Source organism: Rahnella sp. CFA14(1/10) (assembly GCF_004195095.1).
Taxonomy (GTDB): Bacteria; Pseudomonadota; Gammaproteobacteria; order Enterobacterales; family Enterobacteriaceae; genus Rahnella; species Rahnella perminowiae.
Genome location: NZ_SEWS01000009.1, coordinates 47,961 through 70,762, shown reverse-complemented (window position 1 = coordinate 70,762; position 22,802 = coordinate 47,961). Strand labels below are relative to the sequence as shown.

The window sequence follows — 22,802 nt, the reverse complement described above, 5'->3', positions numbered from 1 at the left end:
CACAGCCGCCGCCAAACTGTTTAGCCAAATATGACCAGTAATACGGGGAACAGAAAAGGTGCGAGCAGGGAAGTAATAATCCCGCAAATCACCAGCGCCAGTGAGCTGAATGCGCCTTCCTGATAATCCATTTCTGCACAACGGGCGGTGCCCAGTGCATGTGATGCGGTGCCCATCGCCAGTCCGCGTGAGGCCTTGGTGGTGATCTTCAGAATATTCAACAGCGTGTGTCCAAAGACCGCGCCGAGGATCCCGACGAAAATCACGCATACGGCGCTGATGGCCGGAATGCCATTAATCGACTGCGCGGTGGCCATTGCAATCGGTGTGGTGACCGATTTCGGTAATACCGATGCGGCAATTTCTGGCGTTGCACCCATCCATAATGCAATCGCGGTCCCCGTCACCATCGCTACCACACTGCCGATAAAGCAGATGCTGATGATGGATTTCCAGCGGGCACGGATCTGATGCAGCTGTTCGTACAGCGGGAAAGCCAGCGCCACGACAGCGGGTTGCAGCAGGTCATTGAGGATCTTGCTGCCTGCGAAATAACGTGCGTAAGGGATATGGGTGATCAGCAACAGCGGAATAATCACCACCATCGACATCAGCAACGGGTTGAGCAGGGGCATTTTAAGCCTGGTGGCTAATTTGCGGGTGGCGAAAAAAACCACCAGCGTCAGCGGCAGCGACCACAAAATATCAATCATTTTTATCCTCCCCTTTATCCGTCACCACACCGCGTTCCCCATGGATATAGTGGGAGCAATAGGCGACAACCAGCAACACCACCAGGGTACTGACCAGGCATGACACCACCAGCGGCCCGAACTGCGTGCGCAGTTGCGCATAATAATTCATGACCCCGACCCCGATAGGCACGAACAGCAACGCCATATAGCGGATCAGAATATTGCAGCCCGGTTTAACCCATTTGAACGGCAAAATTTGTGTGGAAAGCAGACCAAACAGGATCAGCATGCCGATGATGCTGCCGGGAATGGTGAGCGGTAACAGAGATGAAATCGCATTCCCGGCGAATAAACAGAGATAAATCAGAATAAACGCCCGGATATATTGGAATGCCAGAGAGATTGAGGTGCCCATGGTGTTTCACCCAGTTGAATAATGTATTCATCATACAATTAAGATGTGATCTGTGCCACAAAACGAAGTATGAAATTTAGGAATGAAGTGTATTCCAAAATGACGTTTGGTAAACGGGGAAAATAGGGGGGACAATTCGCGATCTAATTTCACATGACAATGTGTCACGATTTGTTTGGCGCGCTACAGCGACAGCCGCAAAGCTCCCTCCCCTGCGAAAGGGAGGGTTGGGGTGGGGTATTAATGGTGGTGTAATTGTATGAGTTGCCATCAAACCCACACTCCTTCCCTTCGTGAGAGGGGAAGGAGCAAAAACAAAATCGCGCAGTGTTTGCCGGGGAAGGAGTAAAGCAAAACCTTTGTCACATGTGTGTGGCAGCTAAAGCACCTTCTCCAGGAAAGCCTGGGTTCTGGCGTGAACCGGCCGTTCCAGCACCTGTTCGGCAGCGCCGCTTTCAACGACGCGACCATCGACCATAAATACCACCTGATCCGCGACCTGGCGCGCGAAGCCGATTTCATGAGTAACGACCACCAGTGTTACGCCTGATTGCGCCAGTTTCTTAATTACATCCAGCACTTCGCCGACCAGTTCAGGGTCGAGCGCCGATGTCGGTTCATCAAACAGCATGACTTTAGGATTCAGCGCCAGCGCGCGGGCAATGGCGATACGTTGTTGCTGTCCGCCGGACAAATGACGCGGCCAGGCGTGGGCTTTCTCACGCAGGCCGACGGTGTCGAGCAGTTCACCGGCGCGGATGATGGCGTCTTTGCGACTCATCAGGCCGTGAACTACCGGCGCTTCGATGATGTTATCCAGCACCGTCATATGCGGGAATAAATTGAAATTCTGGAATACATAACCGACGTGTCTGCGTTGCCTGAGGATGGCGCGCTCTTTCAGCTCATACAGTGTATCGCCTTTGCGGCGGTAACCAATGTAGTCACCATCGATCTGAATAAAACCTTCGTCGACGCGCTCAAGATGATTAATCGTGCGCAACAGTGTCGATTTTCCCGAACCGGACGGGCCGAGGATCACGGTCACGGTGCCGGGTTCAATGCTCAGACTGACGTTATCCAGCGCTTTGTGCGCGCCGTAGTACTTGCTCAGATTATTGATCTCTATACGCCCGACGGTGGCTGCCTGAGGTTTGCGCGGGAACAGCTGTTCAACCGGGGCTTCCCTTGGGCGGTTAACGAATAAATCAAAGGCTTCAGACATAGTGCTTTCCCTTTATTAAGAACGGGCGACGCGCCACTGACGCAGGCGCTGCAAGGGGGTTGGAGCGACCTGGCGCACAGTGCCGCGGGAGAAATAACGTTCGACGTAATACTGTAAAACCGACAGCACGGTGGTGATCAGCAGATACCAGACGGTAGCGACCATCAGCAACGGGATCACCTGTTGCGTGCGGTTGTAAATCACCTGCACGGTGTAAAACAGTTCCGGCATCGACAGGACGTAAACAATCGATGTGCCTTTCGCCAGGCTGATCACTTCGTTAAAACCGGTTGGCAGAATTGAACGCAAAGCCTGCGGCAAAATAATGCGAAATGTGCGGCGGTAGGCCGGTAATCCCAGCGCGGCGGCGGCTTCGTGCTGGCCGTGTTCTACGCCCAAAATCCCGCCACGAATGATCTCTGCGGTATAGGCTGATTGCACCAGGGAAAGGCCTAGCACGGCGACGGAAAACTGATCCAGCAAATTAACCGTCGGGGTGCTGAAAAAGGAAACCGTGGTGAACGGAATGCCGAGCGAAAGGTTGTCGTAGAGATAGGAAAAGTTGTAGAGAATGATCAGCACCAGCAGCAGCGGCAATGAACGGAACAGCCAGATATACCCCCAGGCCAGCGCATTGAGCAAATAAGATTTAGACAGACGGGCGAGGGCCAGTGCGGTGCCGAAAATCACGCCGAACAGCGTGCCCAGCAGTGTCAGCAACAGGGTTTTTCCAAGCCCGGACAAGATCACCGGATCAAAAAACCACTGGCGAAATACGCCCCATTCCCAGCGGGAATTCGTGGCGATTGACTGGATGATACCTAAGAGAATAAATGCCGAAAATACCGCACCGGCCAGTCGCCACGGATAGCGCGCCGGTACCACTTTCAGCGGCGGATGATTCACAGTTGAAGGGGTATTTTCGCTCATGGAGTTCCCTTGTCGTTATGTCGCAGATGAGGTGACCGGCACCTGCGCTTTCAGTGTTTTGGTAAACGGCAGTCGCCCGTCATACGGCGGCCGGGAATAGACTTCCGGGTCGAGACGGGTATCGAATTGCGGCTGGTAACCGTGTGACAGATACAATCCGACCGCTTCAGGCTGGCGGAATCCGGTGGTCAGAAAGACCCGCCGGTAACCATACGCGGCAGCACGCCGTTCCAGTTCATGCAGGATTTTTTGCGCCAGTCCCTGACGGCGCAGCGCGCGGTGCGTCCAGATGCGTTTTAGCTCGGCGGTCTGTTCGTCGTAGCGTTTATACGCGCCCATCGCAACGGGCTCGCCGTTTCTCAGCAGAACAATGAAGGCACCATCGGGGGCGGAAAAAACACTGTCATCTTCCGGCGGCTGGCTCGAAAAGAAATCGCCGTAGCGTTCACGGTATTCACCGAATAATCCGTCGATGACCGGTGCAATCAGCGGGTCTTCCGGCACGGTCTGAATGAAAATATCTTCGCTCATCGTTTCTGCTCCTGATCAGTCGCCCAGTCCCGGCGGGTTAATTTCAGAGTGATCGATCTTCTCGACGCTTTCACCCCAGCGATCCAGCACTTTGATGTAAGCCCCGCTGGCAATGGCGCTGTTCAGCGACGCCTGTACGGCATCCACCAGACCATTCCCTTTTTTCAGCGTGACGGCGATATTGGCAGTCTTCGGCCAGCCGCCAGGCACGGTGCCGACCAGTTTGGTTTTGCCGGTCAGCAGGGATTTATACGCGCCGGTCACGTTCGGGCCGAACGTCGCGTCAGCCCGGCCGGACTGGATCGCCAGCGTCGCGGCAGCGTCATCGGTGACATACAGCGGTTTCAGCGCCGGTAAGCCTTTGGCCTGATTCTCTTTGTCCCATGCCAGCAACACGGCTTCCTGATTGGTGCCTGAGCCGACAATAATGCGTTTACCGGCGATATCGGGTGCGGATTTAATGGAGGTGATTTTGCTGTCACTTTTCACATAAAAACCGAGGGTATCTTCGCGGTAAGTAGCGAAATCAAATTTGGTTTTGCGATCTTTGGTGACCGTGATGTTGTAGATTGCCGCATCGTATTTGCCGGAAGTCACGCCCAGCGGCCAGTCCTCCCAGGAAGCCGGAACCACTTTAAGTTTCAGGCCTAAACCGTCGGCGACCAGACGGGCAATATCCGCCTCGCTGCCGATCACAGTTTTATTATCACGGGCGTACAGCCCGAACGGCGGTGCGCTGCCGAGCACGGCCAGTGCAACGGTCAGCGTGCCCGGTTCAACAAACTTAAAATTGGCCGGGATTTTCGCCACAGCCTCCGGGCTTTTGGGTGTATTTACCGGCGTTTCATTGGCAACCAGATCAATACCCGGTGCGGCGTATGCGGCTGATGAAAAACTTAATATTGCCGCGATGGCGGTCGCTGTAAGGGTTGCGCTATGCTTCATCATCATTATTATTTTTTATCCTGCAATCTTATTTTATGGAGTGAGAACCGTGAGGTGACGTTTTCACTATTCCCGAGTGTTGCCGGGATGTAAAAGAACAAAATTAAATAATCAAAGAGATAAAATAGAAATGCCTCGCGACGGAAATTTTCCACGGAAAATGCCCGGAATATCCGGGCGTGAGAAAATAAAATCAGGAATGAAATGGTTACTCTCCGGCTAATTCCACCAGCGCTTTTTCCGCCAGTTGCTGGAAATAATTTGCGGCCGGGTAAATAGCCGATTCATCCGGGTTAAATTGCGGATGATGCAAGCCGAAGTGACTGGCAGAGCCGATGCTGACAAACGCACCCGGCACATGATGCAGATAAAAAGCAAAATCTTCTCCGCCCATTTGTGCCTGCGCCACCTGCGCGTCATAGCCAAATTCTGCGGCGGCCTGTAAAGCAAACTCTGCCCAGCGCGGCGTATTCACCACCGCCGGTGGCCCGGCATACCAGTGCAATTCCGCCTGCGCGCCCAGCGCATCGGCTACGCCGGTGATGACTTTGCGGATGCGCTGCGGAAGGTATTCGCGGATCTCGCTGCTGTAGGTGCGCACCGTGCCTTCCAGTTCGACGGTTTGGGGTAAGACGTTCCAGGTATTGCCGCCTTCAATGCGGGTGACGCTGACCACCGCCGCGTCCTGTGCGCTGACGTTGCGGCTGACCACCGTTTGCAGCGCGGTCACGATATGGCTGGCGGTGACAATGCTGTCGGTGCCTTCTTCCGGATGTGCGGCGTGTGCGCCTTTACCGGTCACGGTTATCTGAAAGCGATCCACGTTGGCATAGAATGCTCCCCCTTTGGTCGCGAAGGTACCGACCGGCAGTTCAGGCGCATTATGGAGGCCAAAAATCGCATCAACGTTTTCCAGCGCACCGGCTTTAATCAGCTGCGATGCACCGCCAAAGCGTTCCTCAGCGGGCTGGAAAAACAGCCGTACGCGTCCGGGTAAGGTCTGTTCACGCGCCTTGAGCAAATATGCCGCACCGAGGATAACTGAGGTATGGAAATCGTGGCCACAGGCGTGCATTACACCGGGTTGCTGCGAACTGAACGTCACGCCGGAGGCTTCTTCAATCGGCAGGGCATCAATGTCCCCGCGCAGGGCCACAACGGGTCCCTGTTCCGGCCCGATTTCAGCCACAACGCCGGTTTTCAGCCCGAGCGATAAAATGCGGATCCCGGCGGCATTCAGCCATTGGGTAATCTTTTGTGTTGTCACAAACTCCTGATTGGATAATTCAGGATGCTGGTGTAATTCACGACGGTAAGCGATGAGTTTTTCTTCTAATCCGGATAATCCGGACGGGGTGCCGGATGAAATATTTTGTGTTTCTTGTGCAAGTGAAATGCTCATGGCGAAATAACCTTATTGTCTGAACAGAGAGAGTTAAACAGATGGAGCCATTCATTTCATGCTAGTCAGGCCAGCGGGAATAACGAAATACTCAGTCGCTATAATTTATAGTCGTTTTGCACAGTGGCCTGCATAGCAAAATACTGACTATAGAAACGTGATTTTATTATTTAGCTTTAACCTTATTTCGTGGAACTCTTTTTTATCACAACGGATAAAAAGGGATGCGCAGGTGAATTACCGACTGAGTTTATTAGATCAAAGCCCGATCAACGACGGGCAGACGGCTGCGCAGGCGCTAGACGCGACGCTGAATTTTGCGCTGGCAGCAGAAAAGCTGGGCTATCACCGCTTATGGGTGTCGGAACACCACGATACTGAAAAACTGGCGGGCAGCTCGCCGGAAGTGCTGATCGCCTGGTTGCTGGCACATACCTCCCGGCTGCGGATAGGTTCAGGCGGGGTGATGCTGCAACATTATAGTCCGTATAAAGTGGCGGAGAATTTTCATCTTTTATCATCGCTGGCGCCGGATCGTGTGGATATCGGCATCGGCAAAGCGCCCGGCGGTTTACCGCTGTCGACCAAAGCGTTGCGCGCCCATGCCCCGGCTGAATCAGCTCCCGGTTTCCCCGCCCAGTTACAACAACTGACGCATTATCTGACCCATCTGGATGACCATCTGGCGGGCACTGAAGCCCGTGCGTTGCCGCGTCCGCCGGTTGCACCGCAGCGGTTTTTACTCGGTGCCAGCAAAGAGAGCGCCCGTCTGGCGGCGTCGCTGGGCTGGAACTTTGTCTTCGCCGGTTTTATCAATGCTTCCGCTGAGGTGATGACAGAATCCGTGCTGGCTTTCCATGAATATTCGGCCGGACAAGGGCAGGCGCTGGTCAGTCTGGCTGCGCTGGCGGCGGAAACCCGGGAGCAGGCTGCTGAGCGGGTGGCCGGGCGACATAATTTTCGTGTCACGGTGGGCGACCGGCACGTCACGGTCGGTTCCCGCGAACAGGCTGAAGCCTTTGTGCGCCAGTCCGGCGCGACGCAATACCATATCGAACAGCAGCAAATCAGCATACTGCACGGCACACCCGGCGACATCCATCAGCAACTGCGCGATATTCAGCGCCGCCTGTGCGTGAACGAATTTGTCATTCACACTCCACTGACTGAAGCCGGTGCGCGGCTGAAGTCCATCGAATTGCTGGCTGGCCAGCGGTAAGGAGATTTCATGAGCCAATCAAAAAGTATCAAGCTGGGTCTGATGTTGCACGGTGCCGGGGGGCATATGAACTCGTGGCGTCACGAAAAAGCGCCGGCAGATGCCAGTGTCAATTTCCCGTATTTCCGTGATTTAGCCCTGCGTGCGGAAGCAGCCGGTTTTGATTTCCTGTTCGTGGCCGACGGCCTGCACATTAACGAAAAATCGCTGCCCCATTTCCTCAACCGTTTCGAACCGGTGGCCTTGCTGTCAGCGCTGGCCTCCGCGACCCACAGCATCGGGCTGGCGGGGACTATTTCGACCTCGTACAGCGATCCGTTTACCGTCGCACGTCAGTTGGCTTCGATAGACAATATCAGTCAGGGGCGGGCGGGCTGGAACGTGGTGACCTCACCGCTGGCCGGTTCGGCGAAAAACTTCGGTAAAGATCATCCTGAACATGCGCTGCGCTACCAGATTGCGGAAGAATATATCAGCGTTGTGCAGGGGCTGTGGGACTCATGGGAAGACGACGCTTTTGTGCGCGACCGTGAAAGCGGTGTGTTTTTCGACGCGGCGAAGCTGCATAGACTGAATCATCAGGGGCAGTTTTTCTCGGTGGAAGGCCCGCTGAATATTCAGCGTTCGCCACAAGGTCAGCCGGTGATTTTCCAGGCCGGCGCGTCGGATGCCGGTATCGCACTGGCCGGTAAATCTGCCGATGCCGTTTTCACTAACGCCCGTACGCTGGAAGAAGCGCAGGAGTATGCGGCAAAATTACAGGAACAGGTCAGCAAAAATGGCCGCCATCCGGTGGGTATTTTCCCGGGGATCAGCCCGGTTGTCGGCAGAACTGAAGAGGAAGCTGAGGCCAAATATCAATATCTGTTGTCACTGTTGTCTCTCGACGATGCGCTGGCCTATCTCGGACGATTCTTCGATCACCATGATTTCAGCCAGTATCCGCCGGACGGCCCGTTCCCTGAACTGGGTGATTTAGGGCAAAACACCTTCCGCTCCACCACCGACAGTATCAAGAAACTGGCGCGTGAGGAAAACCTGACGTTGCGGGAAATCGCGTATCAGACCACCTTGCCGCGTGGTGAATTCTTTGGCACGCCGGAACAGGTCGCCGACCGTCTGATCCGCTGGGTGGAAGAGGGCGGTGCCAGCGGATTTATCATCAGCGGGCCGGTACTGACCGAAGCGCTGGATGACATTACCCGTCTGGTATTGCCGGTGCTGGAAGCGCGGGGTTACTGGCATCCCTCACAGGCTCCGACGCTGCGCGAGCGTCTGAATATTCCGTTCCCGGCCAACCGTTACAGCGTGCATGAAACCCGGCGTGAAACAGTGAGCGAAAAATAGTTACAACATACTAAGGTTTTTCCCAGGCCCGCCACGGTAGCCCCGAGCGGGCTTTTTGCTTTGCAGGGCTGACGGACGGGCAGGTTTTTACGGTTCGGCAACCGCGGCAGGCTTGCCGGCATAAAAAATTAGGCGTAGGCTTTTCGCAATTAAAAAACGATCGGTCTAAATCATGTGTAGTGCGTTTTCCCCTGTACCTGAGGTGCCACTCAAACCGCGCCGCGGACGTCCGCCGAGAACGGCCCGGGAGTTTGAGGATACGCGCGAAGCCCTTATCCGTTCGGGGCTGGAAGTGATCACAGAAACGGGTTACCTGTCGGCAGGCATCGAGGCGGTGATCAAAAACATCGCCGTGCCGAAAGGCTCGTTCTATCACTATTTCAAAAATAAGCAGGATTTCGGCATGGCCGTGCTGACGGCTTACGGCGCTTTTTTCGCCCACAAACTCGACAAGTTTCTGCTCAGCACTGAATTGTCACCGCTGCAACGCATTGACGCATTTGTGACGCATGCCGGTCAGGCAATGGCGAAGTTTGAGTTCAGGCGTGGCTGTCTGGTCGGTAATTTATTGCAGGAATCCCCGCAGCTGCCGGATGATTTTTTGCAGAAACTCAAAACGATTTTGTATGACTGGGAAAGTCGTATCGCCCTCTGCCTGGAAGAAGCCCGTCAGGCGGGCGATATCGTATCAACCATGCCGACCGCGTCACTGGCACAGATTTTCTGGTCCGGCTGGGAAGGGGCGGTGATGCGGGCAAAACTGTTTCGCTCGGCCGGGCCGCTGGATCAGTTCTGGGCGTATTTCCGTCATACCCTTGTGTCACCTGTTCAATCCTGAATCTAAAAATAGCACCTGCAATCATTACGTGAGTCATCGCATACCTCACGACAAAAAACTCAAATCACCTGAAATATAAAGGGAAGAAAATGAAAGCATTGGTCCTGGAACAACAAGATAAGGCCACGCTGGCCGAAGTGAAAGAGATTGCGCTGCCGGATATGGCGGCAGGCGATGTGCGGGTGGATATCAGCTGGTCAGGGCTGAATTACAAAGATGCCCTGGCCATCACCGGTAAAGGTAAAATCATCCGGCAGTTTCCGATGGTGCCGGGTATTGATTTCGCCGGCCATGTCAGCCGCAGCAACGACCCGCGTTTCTCCGTCGGACAATCTGTCATTCTGACCGGCTGGGGCGTCGGCGAAACGCACTGGGGCGGTCTGGCTGAGCAGGCTTGTGTTAAAGGTGACTGGCTGGTCGCCCTGCCGGAAGGTCTGGCTGCGCGCAATGCCATGATCATCGGCACCGCCGGGTTTACCGCCATGCTGTGCGTCATGGCGCTGGAAGAGGCGGGCGTGACACCGGAAAGCGGCACCGTAGTGGTGACCGGTGCCAGCGGCGGCGTCGGCAGTACGGCGGTGGCCTTGTTGCATACGCTCGGTTACACCGTGGCGGCCGTGACGGGGCGTGGATCTACACATGATTATCTGCGTAAACTGGGTGCCGGCGAAATCCTCTCCCGTGATGATTTTGCCGAAACCCGTCCGCTGGAAAAACAACTCTGGGCCGGCGCGGTGGATACCGTCGGCGACAAGGTGCTGGCAAAACTGCTGGCGCAAACCAATTACGGCGGCTGCGTGGCGGCCTGCGGTCTGGCGGGGGGCTTCAACCTGCCGACCACCGTGATGCCGTTTATTCTGCGCAATGTGCGTTTGCAGGGGGTGGATTCGGTTTCAGTTCCCGCTGAACGTCGCGCTGCCGTCTGGGAGCGTTTACTGAATACGCTGCCGGACGATTTTTATCAGCAGGCTGCGACGGAAATTACGCTGGAACAAGCTCCGGCTGTTGCAGCCGATTTCCTGAACAATAAAATCCAGGGCCGGACGCTGGTGAAAATCGGCGGCTGACCGTTCCTGCCCGGTATTTTCGTGATACCGGGTGCTTTACTTCAATTTTTTCCCCGCTATAAAGAATTACCCCTGACCGGCCGATAAAAAGAACGTCCCTCTGAGAACAAAGAGAATGGAATTCCTTATTTTCCGAATGACGCACCGCGCGAACACAATCAAAAACGAATAACGACAGGCATGGGGAAAGTATGGATAATTTTCAGAAAGAAATTGATGAGAGAACCAATCTCACTTCATCAAACCGGTTTGAGCTTTTGCTGTTCCGTCTGGGGACATCGCCGGATGACGAGCAATCTGAGCTTTTTGGTATCAACGTCTTTAAATTGCGCGAAATCGTGCCGATGCCCACGCTGACTAAAGCGGCGGGTATGGCCTCCCCGATGATGGGTATGGCCAACATCCGTGGCGAAATCATTCCGGTCATCGACCTGCCTGCTGTGGTCGGTTGTGTGCCCAAAACCGGCCTGAACATTCTGCTGGTCACCGAATATGCACGCAGTACCCAGGCGTTTGCGGTGGAATCCGTTGATGACATTGTGCGTCTTGAATGGAGTCAGGTGCTGGCTGCCGAGGCGGGTGTGAAAAGCCGTAACATCACCAGTATTGCGCGTCTGGATAACGATAAATCCAGTAACCGTCTGGCGCTGGTGCTCGACGTTGAACAAATCCTCCATGACATTATTCCGAACAGTAATATCGACATGGATAAAAAGAAAACCAGCGCATTTAAACTCAAGCCGGGCACGGTGGCGATCGTGGCCGAAGATTCTAAAGTCGCCCGTCAGATGCTGGAGAAAGGGCTTAACATGATGGAAATCCCGGCGCAGATGCATGTCACCGGTCTGGAAGCCTGGAATAAAATCCGTAAAATGGCTGAAGAATGCAAAGCCCAGGGACTGCCCATTGCCGATAAAATTTCCTTCGTATTAACGGATCTGGAAATGCCGGAAATGGATGGCTTTACCCTGACGCTCAATATCAAGCGTGATGAATTCCTGAAAAATATCCCGGTCATTATTCATTCCTCCTTATCCGGCAGCGCCAATGAAGATCACGTGCGTAAAGTGGGTGCTGACGGTTATGTGGCGAAGTTCGAAATCAACGAGCTGGAAGCGGCTATTCATAAAGCGCTGGAGGCGAAGAAAATCGCACATGTGTAATCCGCTCCTGAGCCTGTAACTGCCAAAGCCCGCCCGTTGTGCGGGTTTTTTTATGGACAGAATTAATCATCAGAAACCGCCGCTTAAATTTTTACGCGCGCGGGCTTTAAGCACACCCATTGAAATAGCTGCCCCGAAGTCCTTACACATTTCAAAATTAATATTATCCGCCTCGTATCTACAATTTCGATAGTCGCATCGAAATTATCCATTAGAGCAAAGATAGCAATTGTTCTATTAATAACGTTAGCAGCGTGTTTAAGGTTTGCCATCGTAACGGGAATGTTTATTTCCATGAAGCTGAAAAAGAATAGGGAGTATTAAATGTTTATCCGGCCACTTAAATTAACTCAGCACGTCGATGTGCAGGGTTCAGAAAAAGCGCCTGCGTTGGTACTTCTGCATTCTTTGGGAACGGATTTGCACTTGTGGGATTTGCAAATGCCGCGTCTGACGGAACGTTATCGTGTGATCCGCCTGGATATCCGCGGGCACGGATTAAGCGCGGTCGATTCTTTGCGATTTACCATGGCAGATTTGGCCGACGATGTCGTGGCGGCACTCGATCATCTCCAAATCGATCAGTTCTATGTTGCCGGGGTTTCAATCGGCGGAACAATTGCGCAATGGATTGGATTCAAGATACCCAAACGAGTACAGGGAATGATTATTGTCGATACGGCACTGGTGAATGCCGCTCCGCCTTCGCTCTGGCGGGCACGGGCTGAAGATGTCTTTCACCACGGTGTTGAACACCTTGAGATGGGGATTTTAAGTAAATGGGTGACACCGAAATTTATCGATACGCCAGACGCAGACGGCCTGAAGCAGATGTTGCGTCGGACAACGGTTGAAGCTTTCGCAGGTTGTTCCTACGCCATCGCTGATACCGATCTGACAGATATGGATATTCCGGGGGTAAGGGCTGTGGTGGTGAGAGGGAGTGAAGATCAGCTTACGCCCCAGGACTACGCGCAACGTCTGGCTGAAAAGCGCAACGCCCCATTGCATATCATACCCGGCGCAGCCCATTTACCGAATTTTGAGCAACCCGAAGCGCTCACTGATGAAATCATCTCGTTCATTGAGAACAAGAATACGCATTAACACCCGGAGCAGGTATTCAGCGCGGGTCAGGGGCGCACGGGCGTCGTTAATGAGTCAATTTTGCAGGGCAGATGATGAAAAAATCTGAAGCGCGAACGGAGTAAATCCTATGAATCGTCGGTTATTTATTGGTGGAAGCCTGGGATTGTGCGCAGGTGCTGTAATACTTCCGGCTGCGTTAAAAGGGGTTATGGCACAGAGGGATGTTATCGAGATGCAACTGGCGAATGGAACAGTGAGCATCCGTTTATTTCCTGATTTGGCACCCGGGCATGTTGAACGCATAAAATCGCTGGTAGAGGCCAGATTTTATGACGGCATGCCGTTTAGCCGGGTTATAGAAGGTTTTATGGCACAAACGGGTGACCCGATAAAAGATCCTGGTCTGGATTACCGGAGATTACCGGCGCTGGCCGCAGAGTTTAACCGCATGCCTTTTGAACGCGGTACCCTCGGCATGGCCAGATCACGGTATCCGCACAGTGCCAGCCATCAGTTTTTCATTACCTCCGCCAGAGCAGGTTTTTTAGACCAGAACTACACGGCTTTTGGGAAGGTCACGAGTGGCATAGAGTTAATTGATCAACTCCGCCGGGGGGCTTCGGACACGGGCACGGTGGCTAATCCCGATGTCATAAAAAGCATGCGATTATCCCCTGTCAGAACAGTATAAGGCTCTCTGACTGCCTAAATAACTCGCCGAAGGAGTCGATGTCATATGCCCAGCATTACTCTCTATACCTCAGCCAGTCACCGGTTAGATGCCGGGGTTTTTGCTGAATTTTCAACCACCTTAACCCGTCTTGCCAAAGAGATTCTGAAAGCGAAAGAAAATAATATTCACATCAGCTACCTCACCGCAGAGATAGGTTTCGGTACGCCGGTCTATTTTGAAGCAAAACTAAGGCAGGAAGTTTTCCGAACCGTGCCCGTGTTGGATGAATTCATGCATCAGGTTGATTTATTAATTAAGGAGAAAACAGGAGTCACAGCAAGAATTCGCTGTTTCTCTTTTGAAGCAGGTAATATTTATGCAAAGAACTAAGGAACAGATTATGAATGTTAGTTTTCCAACAAGAGATCTCGGCGATATATCGGTTACTGCGGTTAGCGATGGCTATCTGCACGTCGACTTCGGGATGCTTTCAAATGTGGACGAGGAAGAGTGCAAAACCATTCAGCGCAGTGCGAAAATCAGTGAACTCAATGCGGTTCATATTAATACCTTCTTAATCCGCCGGCAGGATAAAAATATTCTTATTGATAGCGGAGCAGGGGGAGTTAAGGGATGGGGGGGCAGGCTGATTGCCAATCTGGACCGGTTGGGGATACAACCTGACAATATTGACGCTGTACTTCTCACCCATGCCCATCCCGATCATATCGGTGGATTGCTCACCGCAGAAGGCGACGCTGTATTTGTTAATGCTGAACTGGTGATAAACAGCGATGAATTCAATTATCTGCAAGATGATGAGAATTTCGCAGCCGTCAGTGACCGCGTAAAAGGTAATTTCCTGCTGGCGCGAAGTATATTCAAAAAGTATCAGAAAAATCTTCGTCTCATCGATCATGGCGAGGTATTTCCTGGTGTTTTTGCGATCCCGCTAAAGGGACATACGCCGGGGCATACGGGTTACCGGATTGAAGGTAGCAAAGGTAGCGTATTAATCTGGGGGGACATTGTTCATTTCCCCCATATTCAACTGCTAAAACCGGAAGTTGCGATCGCCTTTGACTACGATCCTCACATGGCGGCAGAGATCCGTTCCCACATGCTGGAGAAGGTGAGCTCGGAAAGAATTCTTGTCGGCGGTATGCATTTTGGCGAGCAAGGATTCGGTTATATTGAAAAACGTGAATCCGGATATGGGATCGTCGGTTTCAATTAATTAAAAGCTATTATCAGAACATTCTGCTCTGTAAATAATGTATTTCCTGACCGGCAGCGCAACGATTAAATGGGGCAACCTGTCTGGCTCTGCTTAAGTTGCTTTGCCGTTATTAATTTTTTTACTGTGTAACATTGTCGCTATGCTACTGAATAAATTCTCAGGTTTAAAATACTATCCTCGGGGGGGAGCAAAATGAATCCTGCAATCAACAGAGAAATAAATATTGATGCTATTCGCACTGATGTAAATGAACAGGATGGGAGTCAGTCGGTCACGGCGGAGAAATTACCCTCCCAGCCCAAACTTCCATCGCTTACCGGAAGCAGATTCTGGGCTGCTTTATTAGTCTTTTTATTTCACTCATCATTACCCAGCGATCTCGCACCCTTTTCAGATCCCACCATACAGCATATTTTTACGGTTATCGTAGGCAAAGCGGGTTGGCTTGGCGTTTCTTATTTCTTCATACTGAGCGGATTCATCATGGTGTGGTCTGCAAAAGATAACGACACCGTGGGGGATTTTTACCTGCGGCGTTTTGCGAAGATTTATCCCACGCACTGTCTGACCTGGGCCGTGGCGTTCGTTATTGGTGCTATGAGCATATATCAATATAAATTATGGTCATCAAACCTTCTGTTACTGAATACCTGGGTTGATGATGTGCATTATTTTTTTGTGGGTAACAGACCCAGTTGGTCTCTGTGTATAGAAGCGATGTTTTATCTTTCTTTCCCTTATCTTTTTAGAGTAATGAAGACAATACCTAAAAAATTCGATCTGCTCGGTTTAACGATTGTAACGGCAGGATCCTTGTTGGTTCAAACGTACATTTACCTGTGGGTTGAGCCGAATAAGATGATGGGGGCGTTTCCGATTTCGCAGCAACATTTTTGGGTTTCATATATTTTTCCTCCCTCACGCATATTTGAATTTCTGGCCGGTATGTTTGCAGCGCGGCTTATGATGCACGGGCGCATGCTGGTGCTGTCGAAAACGGCTTCGTTTGCCCTGCTTGCCGCCAGTTACTTGGGATCTATGTATATCCCATACCAGTTTAGTATGAGTGTGGTATTCATTATCCCCGTTAGCTTGTTAATCGTTTCAATTGCGGGTGATGATTTAAAAAACCGAAATACATGGTTGAACACTAAAATGTCTGTATGGTTAGGGGAGATATCTTATTCATTTTATATGGTTCATTTTTTAGTGCTTTTTTATTTTTTGAACCTCACGGCAGGAAGAAAGTTTAGCTTGCCGGAAGGGATTGCACTTATCGCCGTTGCGCTAGTGTTATCTGTCTCCTGTGCCTCCTTTTTATATAAATACTTTGAAGTACCCATGATGAAGTTAATTCTGGAGAAATGTCGTACCAGGTCGTTAGTCGTTCTGCGTAAATCTGCATAACGTAAATAGAGTATGCTTCCTTTCGTTGTCAGAACAGGATGCGTCGGGAAAGTCTGCTTACTGAATGGGAGAGCATATATCAGTCATATGCTCTCCCGATTGTATTTGATGAGGGGTTTTACTGAAAAGGGGAACGCCTAAGGGCTTACTACCCATGCCTTAATAACAGATGCCTTAATAGCCGATGTTGTGCAGCCGGGGATCCTGAAAAAGTGAGGTCATTATGCCCCGGAATTTTGTGCTATCCAGATAAGGTGAATCTGTACGATAAACAAGCTCTATCTTGAAATCATTGAACTGACCACTGAGTTCGTGAATTTTAATCTTATTTTGTACCTCGCCACTGATCGAACAGCGTAAAACTAAAGATACGCCTTTACCGGCGGCAATGCTGGAGAACAGCACGGGATATGATCCGCATTCCACAACCCGTTTGGGTGTGATATTCCCTTCATTAAAAAGAGTATTATAATTGCGGGTCGTGGTTGCACATTTTTTACTGCTGAGCAAAAAAACTTCGCCGTCAAGGCTGGAGATGTCTTTAATGGTTGGGTAATCTTTTTCGGTAATAATAACCAGTTCGCTGGAGAGTAATATTGAGCGTGAATGCTGGGTGTTTGAAAAACCCGCACCGATTATTACTGCATCGAATTCATTTTGGTCAAAGGCATTGAGTAAGCTGAGAGTATTACCTATCGAAATGTCTATGTTCCAGCCCAAATCATGCCCCAGATCGATGAGCGAGCTGACAATATAGGGGGGTAAACATTCAATTATGCCAATACGTATATTCAGCTGGCTATTTTTGGAGTGGGAAAGGTTGTTTTTACAATCATCCGCCAGGTTCAATATTTTAAGGGCGTAGTCATAAAGTATCTGACCTTGTGCCGTCAGTGAGCAACCATCAGTTTTCCGGTCTAACAGGGTGACATCCAGATTATCCTCCAGGCTCCTGATCCGGTGGGAAATACTCGATTGCACGCGATTCAGACGCTCGGCTGCCTGGGTTATGTTCCCTGTCTCCACGACTGTCACGAACGCAAGAAGTTCACTTAGCTTCATTTGAGACCTCATGCTAAAAATTAGTTCACCGTCACAACAATTATTTATATTCTGTATTAATGATTTTGTCACTATGTTTTAAACACCCGCGCGCCGGGATACCACCACAGGCTCTGTCTGGCCAGTTCAGGAGACGTGTCAGTATTATTACCCTCCGGGCAGACATTAATTCTGAATTACGAATTACAACAACAGACTGTGCTTATTTTTCTGCTCTGTAACTCATGCACATTTCCCCGAACAATCAGTCATCCGCAACAGGCATTTTTTCAGGGTATCAATACTTTCGATGAGTGCCTCGATTTTATTCGCTGGTCTTTTATTGTCATGCCAATTACGATTTTAGAAGTGAAGTCATGTAACTTCATATAAATCAACTGCTTGTCTATTTCTATTATTTGAATATATATATTACCCAATCTCAGCTGGGTGTATTTAAGAAAATTCATTTTAGTTTCCGGAGGGTGAAATATGGCGCACGCAGAGTTTGATAAAGTAATGACTGAACTGGTTGACTACGCCTATGAGCAGGCAACCTTTGATAATGAGACTTTACGTCTGGCACGTTTTTGCCTGTTGGATTCGATAGGTTGCGCCATTGCCGCCTCTGCTGACCTTGATTGTATGAGGCTAATGGGCAGCGCTCAGTTCAGCAAGAGCCGGGAGGGGGTTCCGGTTGCCGGTACCGGGCTCAGACTGGGACCGATAGAGGCGGCCTTTCATCTGGGTTCGATGATTCGCTGGCTGGAGTTCAATGATACCTGGCTCGCGCAAGAGTGGGGGCACCCGTCTGATAATCTGGGGGCTATTCTGGCAGCGGCGGCATGGCACAGTCTGCGTGGTGGTAATCAGACACCCACGGATATGAACGCCGTCCTGAATACAATGATTCGTGCCTACGAGATCCACGGTGTGTTGTGCCTGTCGAACTGTTTCAACGAGCTGGGTATTGACCATGTCGTGTTGGTTAAAGTGGCTTCTGCCATTGCCTCAGCTCAGCTCCTGGGCCTGTCAAAAGACCAGGCCCTGAATGCGCTGTCCAACGCGATTATCGACGGTCATTCTCTCAGAACCTACCGGCATGCGCCCAATGCGGGGACGCGTAAATCATGGGCCGCCGGGGATGCGACGGCGCGTGGTCTGCAGCTGGCATTGTTCGCACAAACCGGCGAGATGGGATATCCGACGGCGCTGACGGTCAGCCGGTGGGGATTCAATGATGCTGTTTTGAGAGGCAAACCCTTCAATCTGTCGCGTAATCTGTCAGATTTTGTCATTAAGAATATCCTGTTCAAAGTCCCCAATCCTGCGGAGTACCATGCCCAGACGGCTGTCGAAGCGGCCATTAACCTCCGGGAACGGATACTGGCCGCCGGGTTTACACCTGAGAGTATCGAGTATGTGCGGGTCGAAACAACCCGACCGGCGATGCAGATCATTGATAAATCAGGGCCGCTTAATAACGCCGCCGATCGCGATCACTGTCTCCAGTACATGGTTGCGGTAGGCCTCCAGACCGGAAACCTGACCATTAAGGATTTCCACGAACCGCTCGCCAGCGATCCTCAGCTTGATGCGCTGCGATTGAAAATTACCTGCACTGAACGTCCTTCCTTTACCGGGAGCTACTACGACCCGGATAAACGCGCCATCCCTAATACGCTCTTTGTGAAGTGCCATGGAATGAGCGAAGAAATCGTTGAAACCATTGAATATCCGCTGGGCCATGTTCGTCGCCGTGAAGAGTGTTTCGAAGCACTGCTGACGAAATTCCATCAGAATCTTTCGCAGAGTCCGCTGCGTGACCGGTCCCGTATTCTGGCCGACACCCTGATTTCGGCATCGAAGCTTGATGCTATGTCCGTCACTGACCTCCTGAAAATGTTCTCCTGGGATTAGGTCGCATCAAAAACACTTACCTATATTCATTTAATGCGAGGTGATGAAGTGAAAAAAGCAATATTGGTGGGCTGCGGAGCGGAAATTGGTGCGAATTTGCTGATTCAGAACGATCCGGCGAAGGATGGTTTTATCATTCAGACTGTCGTCACGAATCCTCCTTCTTTAGATAAACATTATCCTGAACTGCGTCCGATAGATGGCATCGTTGCTCGTCTGGCGATGGCGCTCCCTGGTGTGCAGGCCCATATCCAGATTATCAACAGCGATACCCTGCAAATTGACGGCCGCGAGGTCCGCTTTTTCTTTGGCGATCTTGCCCGTGAGCTTCCCCCGCAGGCTGGCCGTTTTGACATGGGTTTTATCGCGACCAGCAAGCTGGATATGGACAAGAACAGCCCTGTAGCACGCAATATGCAAGAACTCGCTGATGTGGTGCTGGGGGTTGCAGAGGCAAACGAGTTGCCGAGTATCTATGGTTGTCTGGAGGATCTGACCCGTGATGATATCAGTACCCTACATCGTCAGGTGGTCGATTCTGGCCTGTATTGCCTCGGGTCCTGTCAGACCAACGGGATGCATGCTTCATTGCGCGTATTAACCGAAGCACTGAGAACCATCAGTTGCAACACCTCGCATATTCTGTCGGTTGAAACCGATATCGTGCATCCCGATACGCCAAACGGCGTACTTGGCACCCGCTCGTTTGAGGGCCGTCTGCAGGATGCACGCGACAATCTCCGCCCGAGCTTCTCACAAATAGCCATGAGTCAGGACAAGGTTATGCCCTGGGCACCGTTAGTGAATACCGTTTCATTACGTGCCCCTGTGCACGCACCTGGCTATCAGATTAACCGTTTCATCGTCCGGGATGAGGGGGCATTAACCCCGGATATCATTGAGGCGGCAATTGAGCGGGTGAGCGGGACCCACCCTCATGTTGTCAGGGCATCCCGGTCGCCTCTGGGAAGCCGGGCGTATGCTTTCGAGCGCAGGTGCTCAACGATTCTCTCTGATCACAATCACTTGCTTATTCTCCGGCCGGCCTACCTGGCGGGCCAGGGGTTGAGTGAGGTCATCATCCAGTCGTTTGTTAACAACACCGTCGGCTATAGCGCTGTTGTGCGTGCCGTCGCGCGTAGCATCGCGCTTGGCCTGCCATTGGCAACTTTCCAGGGGATTGAAAAATGACAAGCTCTCATACAGTGGATTTTCTGAGTTCAGGCTTTGTGGTGAAGACGGCTATGTCCGAAATGTTCAATGGCAAACTGAAAGCTGAAGTCGATCAGATACGCGCATTGCATGATATTTACCCGGAACTGATGGTCCCGGTCTTACATGACGGGCTGGCTGCCGGGCGGCAATTTTATATTCTTGAGAAGATGGATTCCCTGCCGTTGTCCAAAATTGTCTTTGACGACCAGCGGTCGCTTGCTGAACGCAGGGTGATCGTGAGAAACGCACTGGAAAACGTACAGAAAGCGATCAGCCTGGAATCAGAGACCCCGTCGGCGATGACCCACGATATGCCAGCCCGACTCCTGGAAGAGTGGGAAGGCACGCGTTTCGCACATGAACTGTTTGAAAAACCTGTTTTGCTTAACGGCGCACCCTTTAGCATTACCGCACGGGAAGTGTTTGAAAAGTCGCTGGCGCTGGCCCGGACCGAAGAGTTCAAATCAGTTGAAAAAGCCCATTTCAATTTCCACTTTGGTAATGTGCTTTATAACGAAGAACATGCTCAGACCCGCTTTATTGACCCTGATTTCTCGGTACGGGGACTCGATCCGCTTTTCGGTTTTTCCCGCTTTGCCTTTTCGTTTTGGCATGAGCTTGCGGCAGAGGTAAAGGATGCTGTGAAAATAGTACCGATGCCTGATGCCCTGATGTTCGTGCTGGCGAAGTCAGACTATGGCAGCATTCTTAGCGAGATCCCGGAGTTAGGCGGTATTTCCGGTCTGCTGCCGCTGATGGGAGAAAGTATGCGCAACCGCTTCTATGTTCTCACGACCTATTGTTTCCTGCGAAGTATCCGTATTAACGGCAGTAAACAACCCTGGAAAGTCCCGCGGTCTCCCGTCGTGGCCAGCCCGGAAGAAGTGCTGATGCTGGGTTTGCTGGCCTACCTCGAAGGGCCGGATGCCGGGGCTGAAAGCCTCTGCGCGTAATTCCCATTCACTATAGGACGTTAAGGATATGTCATTGGTAAGCAGTAGTCCCTTAGAACAAGGATTTGAGACCCCGAGGCGCTATCTGGCGGCTGCGGCCATTTTAATTGGCGTGATTATGGCGGCGCTGGACAGTTCCATCGTCAATATCTCCTTGCCCTCTATTGCCGGGGCTTTACAGGTAGATTCAGCATCTATCATCTGGGTTACCAACGGCTATCAGGTGGCCAGCGCTGCAACCATGTTGATCTGTGCATCGCTGGGTTCGAGGATAGGGGAGCGGCGCTTTTACACCGCAGGCATGGTGCTGTTTACGCTGGCATCGCTGGGTTGTAGCCTCTCCCCGACCTTCGGCATGCTGGTTACCATGCGCATACTCCAGGGGGTGAGTTATGCGGTTATGATAAGCGTCGGACTGGGTCTTTACCGGGTTATCTTTCCGCCACATGCGCTGGGAACTATTTTAGGGCTGAATGCACTGGCATTTGCGGTGGGTACGGCGATTGGCCCTGCGTTAGGCGGCCTGATCATCTCTTATCTGGACTGGCCGTGGCTGTTCTACATTAATCTCCCGCTGGGCGCACTGGCCATTGTGTTCTCGCTTATCTCTTTGGGCGTTGATACGGAGAAAGAAAAAGGCTTCGACTGGGGAGGTGCTGTCACCTCAGCCGCAGCCCTGGGTCTGATGGTTATCGCTGTCGATCAAATCGGGCGCTGGGACAGCCGCCTGCTGATGCTTTGCGGCGTCGCATCAGTGGTGCTGCTGGCCATCTTCGTCAACGTGCAGACGCGTTCAAAGAGCCCGTTGCTGCCTCCCGATATATTCCGTTCCCGGCGGTATACCTTCGCGGTGATCTCTTCCGTTTCAATGTTTGTGGCACAGGGAATGGCGTTGGTGGGGTTGCCTTTTGTACTGCAGCACGCCTATCACTATTCGGTATTGGAATCGGCGTTTATCTTTACACCCTGGCCGGTGGCCGTTGCAATCTGTGCCCCGGTGGCTGGCCGGTTGTCCAATCGTTTAAATCCTACCCAGATATCGACAGTCGGCGTGGTGATTTTTAGCCTGGGATTAGGTTCTCTGGCTCTGTTACCGGAGGCTGCGACGGTGAATGATTTTCTCTGGCGTGTGGCAGTGTGCGGGATAGGTTATGGATTATTCCTGCCGCCGAACAACAAAGAGATGTTCTCGAATGTGGCATCGAACCGAACGGTAACCGCCTCGGGCGTCTTGTCCACCGCCAGAACAGCGGGGCAATCTATTGGCGCGGCACTGGTCGCCATGGTTATTGCCCTGTTGAACGGACTGACGGGACATGCGGGGGCACAGTTCGCCGTCTATGTCTTCGGGCTGGCCTGTCTTATCTCTGCGCTATCGTCTGTCTCCAGTATGCTACGCCTGCACCGTTAATATCCCGGGCAGAGTAGATGTGTTATCCGGCGGCAGGATGAATGCCATCCTGCCGCCGGTTTTTCTGACAAATGTG

22 protein-coding genes are annotated in these 22,802 nt (G+C 51.9%); 14 read left to right on the top strand and 8 right to left on the bottom strand.

The genetic code is table 11. From position 1 onward, the window contains the following. Nucleotides 1–20 precede the first annotated feature (20 nt). The 7 genes from EVX52_RS18140 to EVX52_RS18110 form a co-directional block, all read right to left on the bottom strand. Nucleotides 21–713 (bottom strand): CidB/LrgB family autolysis modulator, encoded by a 693-nt coding sequence (locus EVX52_RS18140; protein ID WP_129955680.1) that lies wholly within the window; start codon nt 711–713, stop codon nt 21–23. Further along, nucleotides 706–1,110, bottom strand: a complete 405-nt coding sequence (locus EVX52_RS18135) for a CidA/LrgA family protein (protein ID WP_129955681.1) — start codon at nt 1,108–1,110, stop codon at nt 706–708. Before EVX52_RS18135 ends, EVX52_RS18140 begins: the two co-directional genes overlap by 8 nt. 379 nt (nt 1,111–1,489) lie before the next feature. Next, the gene (locus EVX52_RS18130) at nt 1,490–2,335 is read right to left on the bottom strand and encodes an amino acid ABC transporter ATP-binding protein (RefSeq protein WP_235173987.1); all 846 of its coding nucleotides are present in this window, start codon (nt 2,333–2,335) and stop codon (nt 1,490–1,492) included. Between the two features lie 15 nt (nt 2,336–2,350). Next, a complete protein-coding gene (locus tag EVX52_RS18125; protein ID WP_129955481.1) occupies nt 2,351–3,265 on the bottom strand; it encodes an amino acid ABC transporter permease in 915 nt (304 codons plus the stop codon). 15 nt (nt 3,266–3,280) lie between these two features. Continuing rightward, nucleotides 3,281–3,796: a GNAT family N-acetyltransferase gene (locus EVX52_RS18120; protein ID WP_129955482.1), complete on the bottom strand. Its 516-nt coding sequence runs from the start codon at nt 3,794–3,796 to the stop codon at nt 3,281–3,283. A 15-nt stretch (nt 3,797–3,811) separates the two neighbouring features. After that, entirely contained in the window at nt 3,812–4,741 is a 930-nt protein-coding gene (locus EVX52_RS18115; protein WP_205951635.1) for an ABC transporter substrate-binding protein, read from the bottom strand. A 208-nt stretch (nt 4,742–4,949) separates the two neighbouring features. After that, nucleotides 4,950–6,143, bottom strand: coding sequence for an amidohydrolase (locus tag EVX52_RS18110; protein ID WP_129991809.1), 1,194 nt, complete (start codon nt 6,141–6,143; stop codon nt 4,950–4,952). Nucleotides 6,144–6,375: 232 nt separating this feature from the next. Between EVX52_RS18110 and EVX52_RS18105 the strand changes: the two genes are divergently transcribed. The 10 genes from EVX52_RS18105 (at nt 6,376) to EVX52_RS18060 (ending at nt 16,186) form a co-directional block, all read left to right on the top strand. Then, nucleotides 6,376–7,362: an MsnO8 family LLM class oxidoreductase gene (locus EVX52_RS18105; RefSeq protein ID WP_129991808.1), complete on the top strand. Its 987-nt coding sequence runs from the start codon at nt 6,376–6,378 to the stop codon at nt 7,360–7,362. A gap of 9 nt (nt 7,363–7,371) precedes the next feature. Then, entirely contained in the window at nt 7,372–8,709 is a 1,338-nt protein-coding gene (locus tag EVX52_RS18100; protein WP_129955485.1) for an LLM class flavin-dependent oxidoreductase, read from the top strand. A 172-nt stretch (nt 8,710–8,881) separates the two neighbouring features. Then, a complete protein-coding gene (locus EVX52_RS18095; RefSeq protein ID WP_129955486.1) occupies nt 8,882–9,547 on the top strand; it encodes a TetR/AcrR family transcriptional regulator in 666 nt (221 codons plus the stop codon). Nucleotides 9,548–9,636: 89 nt separating this feature from the next. Then, complete coding sequence (locus EVX52_RS18090) at nt 9,637–10,614, top strand: oxidoreductase (RefSeq protein ID WP_129955487.1); 978 nt, start codon at nt 9,637–9,639, stop codon at nt 10,612–10,614. A 191-nt stretch (nt 10,615–10,805) separates the two neighbouring features. Continuing rightward, nucleotides 10,806–11,777 (top strand): chemotaxis protein, encoded by a 972-nt coding sequence (locus EVX52_RS18085; protein ID WP_129955488.1) that lies wholly within the window; start codon nt 10,806–10,808, stop codon nt 11,775–11,777. Nucleotides 11,778–12,101: 324 nt separating this feature from the next. Continuing rightward, on the top strand, nt 12,102–12,884 hold the full coding sequence (locus EVX52_RS18080) for an alpha/beta fold hydrolase (protein WP_129955489.1): 783 nt from the start codon (nt 12,102–12,104) through the stop codon (nt 12,882–12,884). Nucleotides 12,885–12,993: 109 nt separating this feature from the next. Then, entirely contained in the window at nt 12,994–13,557 is a 564-nt protein-coding gene (locus EVX52_RS18075) for a peptidylprolyl isomerase (RefSeq protein WP_129955490.1), read from the top strand. A gap of 45 nt (nt 13,558–13,602) precedes the next feature. Further along, entirely contained in the window at nt 13,603–13,929 is a 327-nt protein-coding gene (locus EVX52_RS18070) for a hypothetical protein (RefSeq protein WP_129955491.1), read from the top strand. A gap of 10 nt (nt 13,930–13,939) precedes the next feature. Then, nucleotides 13,940–14,776, top strand: coding sequence for an MBL fold metallo-hydrolase (locus tag EVX52_RS18065; protein ID WP_129991807.1), 837 nt, complete (start codon nt 13,940–13,942; stop codon nt 14,774–14,776). A 195-nt stretch (nt 14,777–14,971) separates the two neighbouring features. Then, nucleotides 14,972–16,186 carry an acyltransferase gene (locus EVX52_RS18060; RefSeq protein WP_129991806.1) on the top strand — a complete coding sequence of 405 codons (1,215 nt, stop codon included), beginning with the start codon at nt 14,972–14,974 and terminating at the stop codon, nt 16,184–16,186. Nucleotides 16,187–16,360: 174 nt separating this feature from the next. On the opposite strand, the gene EVX52_RS18055 is transcribed toward EVX52_RS18060, so the two are convergent. Next, the gene (locus EVX52_RS18055; RefSeq protein ID WP_129955493.1) at nt 16,361–17,248 is read right to left on the bottom strand and encodes a LysR family transcriptional regulator; all 888 of its coding nucleotides are present in this window, start codon (nt 17,246–17,248) and stop codon (nt 16,361–16,363) included. A 471-nt stretch (nt 17,249–17,719) separates the two neighbouring features. Between EVX52_RS18055 and EVX52_RS18050 the strand changes: the two genes are divergently transcribed. The 4 genes from EVX52_RS18050 (at nt 17,720) to EVX52_RS18035 (ending at nt 22,726) form a co-directional block, all read left to right on the top strand. Beyond that, the gene (locus EVX52_RS18050; protein ID WP_129991805.1) at nt 17,720–19,147 is read left to right on the top strand and encodes a bifunctional 2-methylcitrate dehydratase/aconitate hydratase; all 1,428 of its coding nucleotides are present in this window, start codon (nt 17,720–17,722) and stop codon (nt 19,145–19,147) included. A 66-nt stretch (nt 19,148–19,213) separates the two neighbouring features. Beyond that, nucleotides 19,214–20,338: a hypothetical protein gene (locus tag EVX52_RS18045; protein WP_235173990.1), complete on the top strand. Its 1,125-nt coding sequence runs from the start codon at nt 19,214–19,216 to the stop codon at nt 20,336–20,338. After that, nucleotides 20,335–21,315, top strand: coding sequence for a hypothetical protein (locus tag EVX52_RS18040; RefSeq protein ID WP_129955496.1), 981 nt, complete (start codon nt 20,335–20,337; stop codon nt 21,313–21,315). Before EVX52_RS18045 ends, EVX52_RS18040 begins: the two co-directional genes overlap by 4 nt. A 28-nt stretch (nt 21,316–21,343) precedes the next feature. Continuing rightward, on the top strand, nt 21,344–22,726 hold the full coding sequence (locus EVX52_RS18035; protein WP_129955497.1) for a DHA2 family efflux MFS transporter permease subunit: 1,383 nt from the start codon (nt 21,344–21,346) through the stop codon (nt 22,724–22,726). Nucleotides 22,727–22,802 lie beyond the last annotated feature (76 nt).

Bases quoted from the DNA above. Each gene is read 5' to 3' on its own strand.
- EVX52_RS18140 (WP_129955680.1), bottom strand. From the start codon at position 713: ATGATTGATATTTTGTGGTCGCTGCCGCTGACGCTGGTGGTTTTTTTC.
- EVX52_RS18135 (WP_129955681.1), bottom strand. From the start codon at position 1,110: ATGGGCACCTCAATCTCTCTGGCATTCCAATATATCCGGGCGTTTATT.
- EVX52_RS18130 (WP_235173987.1), bottom strand. From the start codon at position 2,335: ATGTCTGAAGCCTTTGATTTATTCGTTAACCGCCCAAGGGAAGCCCCG.
- EVX52_RS18125 (WP_129955481.1), bottom strand. From the start codon at position 3,265: ATGAGCGAAAATACCCCTTCAACTGTGAATCATCCGCCGCTGAAAGTG.
- EVX52_RS18120 (WP_129955482.1), bottom strand. From the start codon at position 3,796: ATGAGCGAAGATATTTTCATTCAGACCGTGCCGGAAGACCCGCTGATT.
- EVX52_RS18115 (WP_205951635.1), bottom strand. From the start codon at position 4,741: ATGAAGCATAGCGCAACCCTTACAGCGACCGCCATCGCGGCAATATTA.
- EVX52_RS18110 (WP_129991809.1), bottom strand. From the start codon at position 6,143: ATGAGCATTTCACTTGCACAAGAAACACAAAATATTTCATCCGGCACC.
- EVX52_RS18100 (WP_129955485.1), top strand. From the start codon at position 7,372: ATGAGCCAATCAAAAAGTATCAAGCTGGGTCTGATGTTGCACGGTGCC.
- EVX52_RS18095 (WP_129955486.1), top strand. From the start codon at position 8,882: ATGTGTAGTGCGTTTTCCCCTGTACCTGAGGTGCCACTCAAACCGCGC.
- EVX52_RS18090 (WP_129955487.1), top strand. From the start codon at position 9,637: ATGAAAGCATTGGTCCTGGAACAACAAGATAAGGCCACGCTGGCCGAA.
- EVX52_RS18085 (WP_129955488.1), top strand. From the start codon at position 10,806: ATGGATAATTTTCAGAAAGAAATTGATGAGAGAACCAATCTCACTTCA.
- EVX52_RS18080 (WP_129955489.1), top strand. From the start codon at position 12,102: ATGTTTATCCGGCCACTTAAATTAACTCAGCACGTCGATGTGCAGGGT.
- EVX52_RS18075 (WP_129955490.1), top strand. From the start codon at position 12,994: ATGAATCGTCGGTTATTTATTGGTGGAAGCCTGGGATTGTGCGCAGGT.
- EVX52_RS18070 (WP_129955491.1), top strand. From the start codon at position 13,603: ATGCCCAGCATTACTCTCTATACCTCAGCCAGTCACCGGTTAGATGCC.
- EVX52_RS18065 (WP_129991807.1), top strand. From the start codon at position 13,940: ATGAATGTTAGTTTTCCAACAAGAGATCTCGGCGATATATCGGTTACT.
- EVX52_RS18060 (WP_129991806.1), top strand. From the start codon at position 14,972: ATGAATCCTGCAATCAACAGAGAAATAAATATTGATGCTATTCGCACT.
- EVX52_RS18055 (WP_129955493.1), bottom strand. From the start codon at position 17,248: ATGAAGCTAAGTGAACTTCTTGCGTTCGTGACAGTCGTGGAGACAGGG.
- EVX52_RS18050 (WP_129991805.1), top strand. From the start codon at position 17,720: ATGGCGCACGCAGAGTTTGATAAAGTAATGACTGAACTGGTTGACTAC.
- EVX52_RS18040 (WP_129955496.1), top strand. From the start codon at position 20,335: ATGACAAGCTCTCATACAGTGGATTTTCTGAGTTCAGGCTTTGTGGTG.
- EVX52_RS18035 (WP_129955497.1), top strand. From the start codon at position 21,344: ATGTCATTGGTAAGCAGTAGTCCCTTAGAACAAGGATTTGAGACCCCG.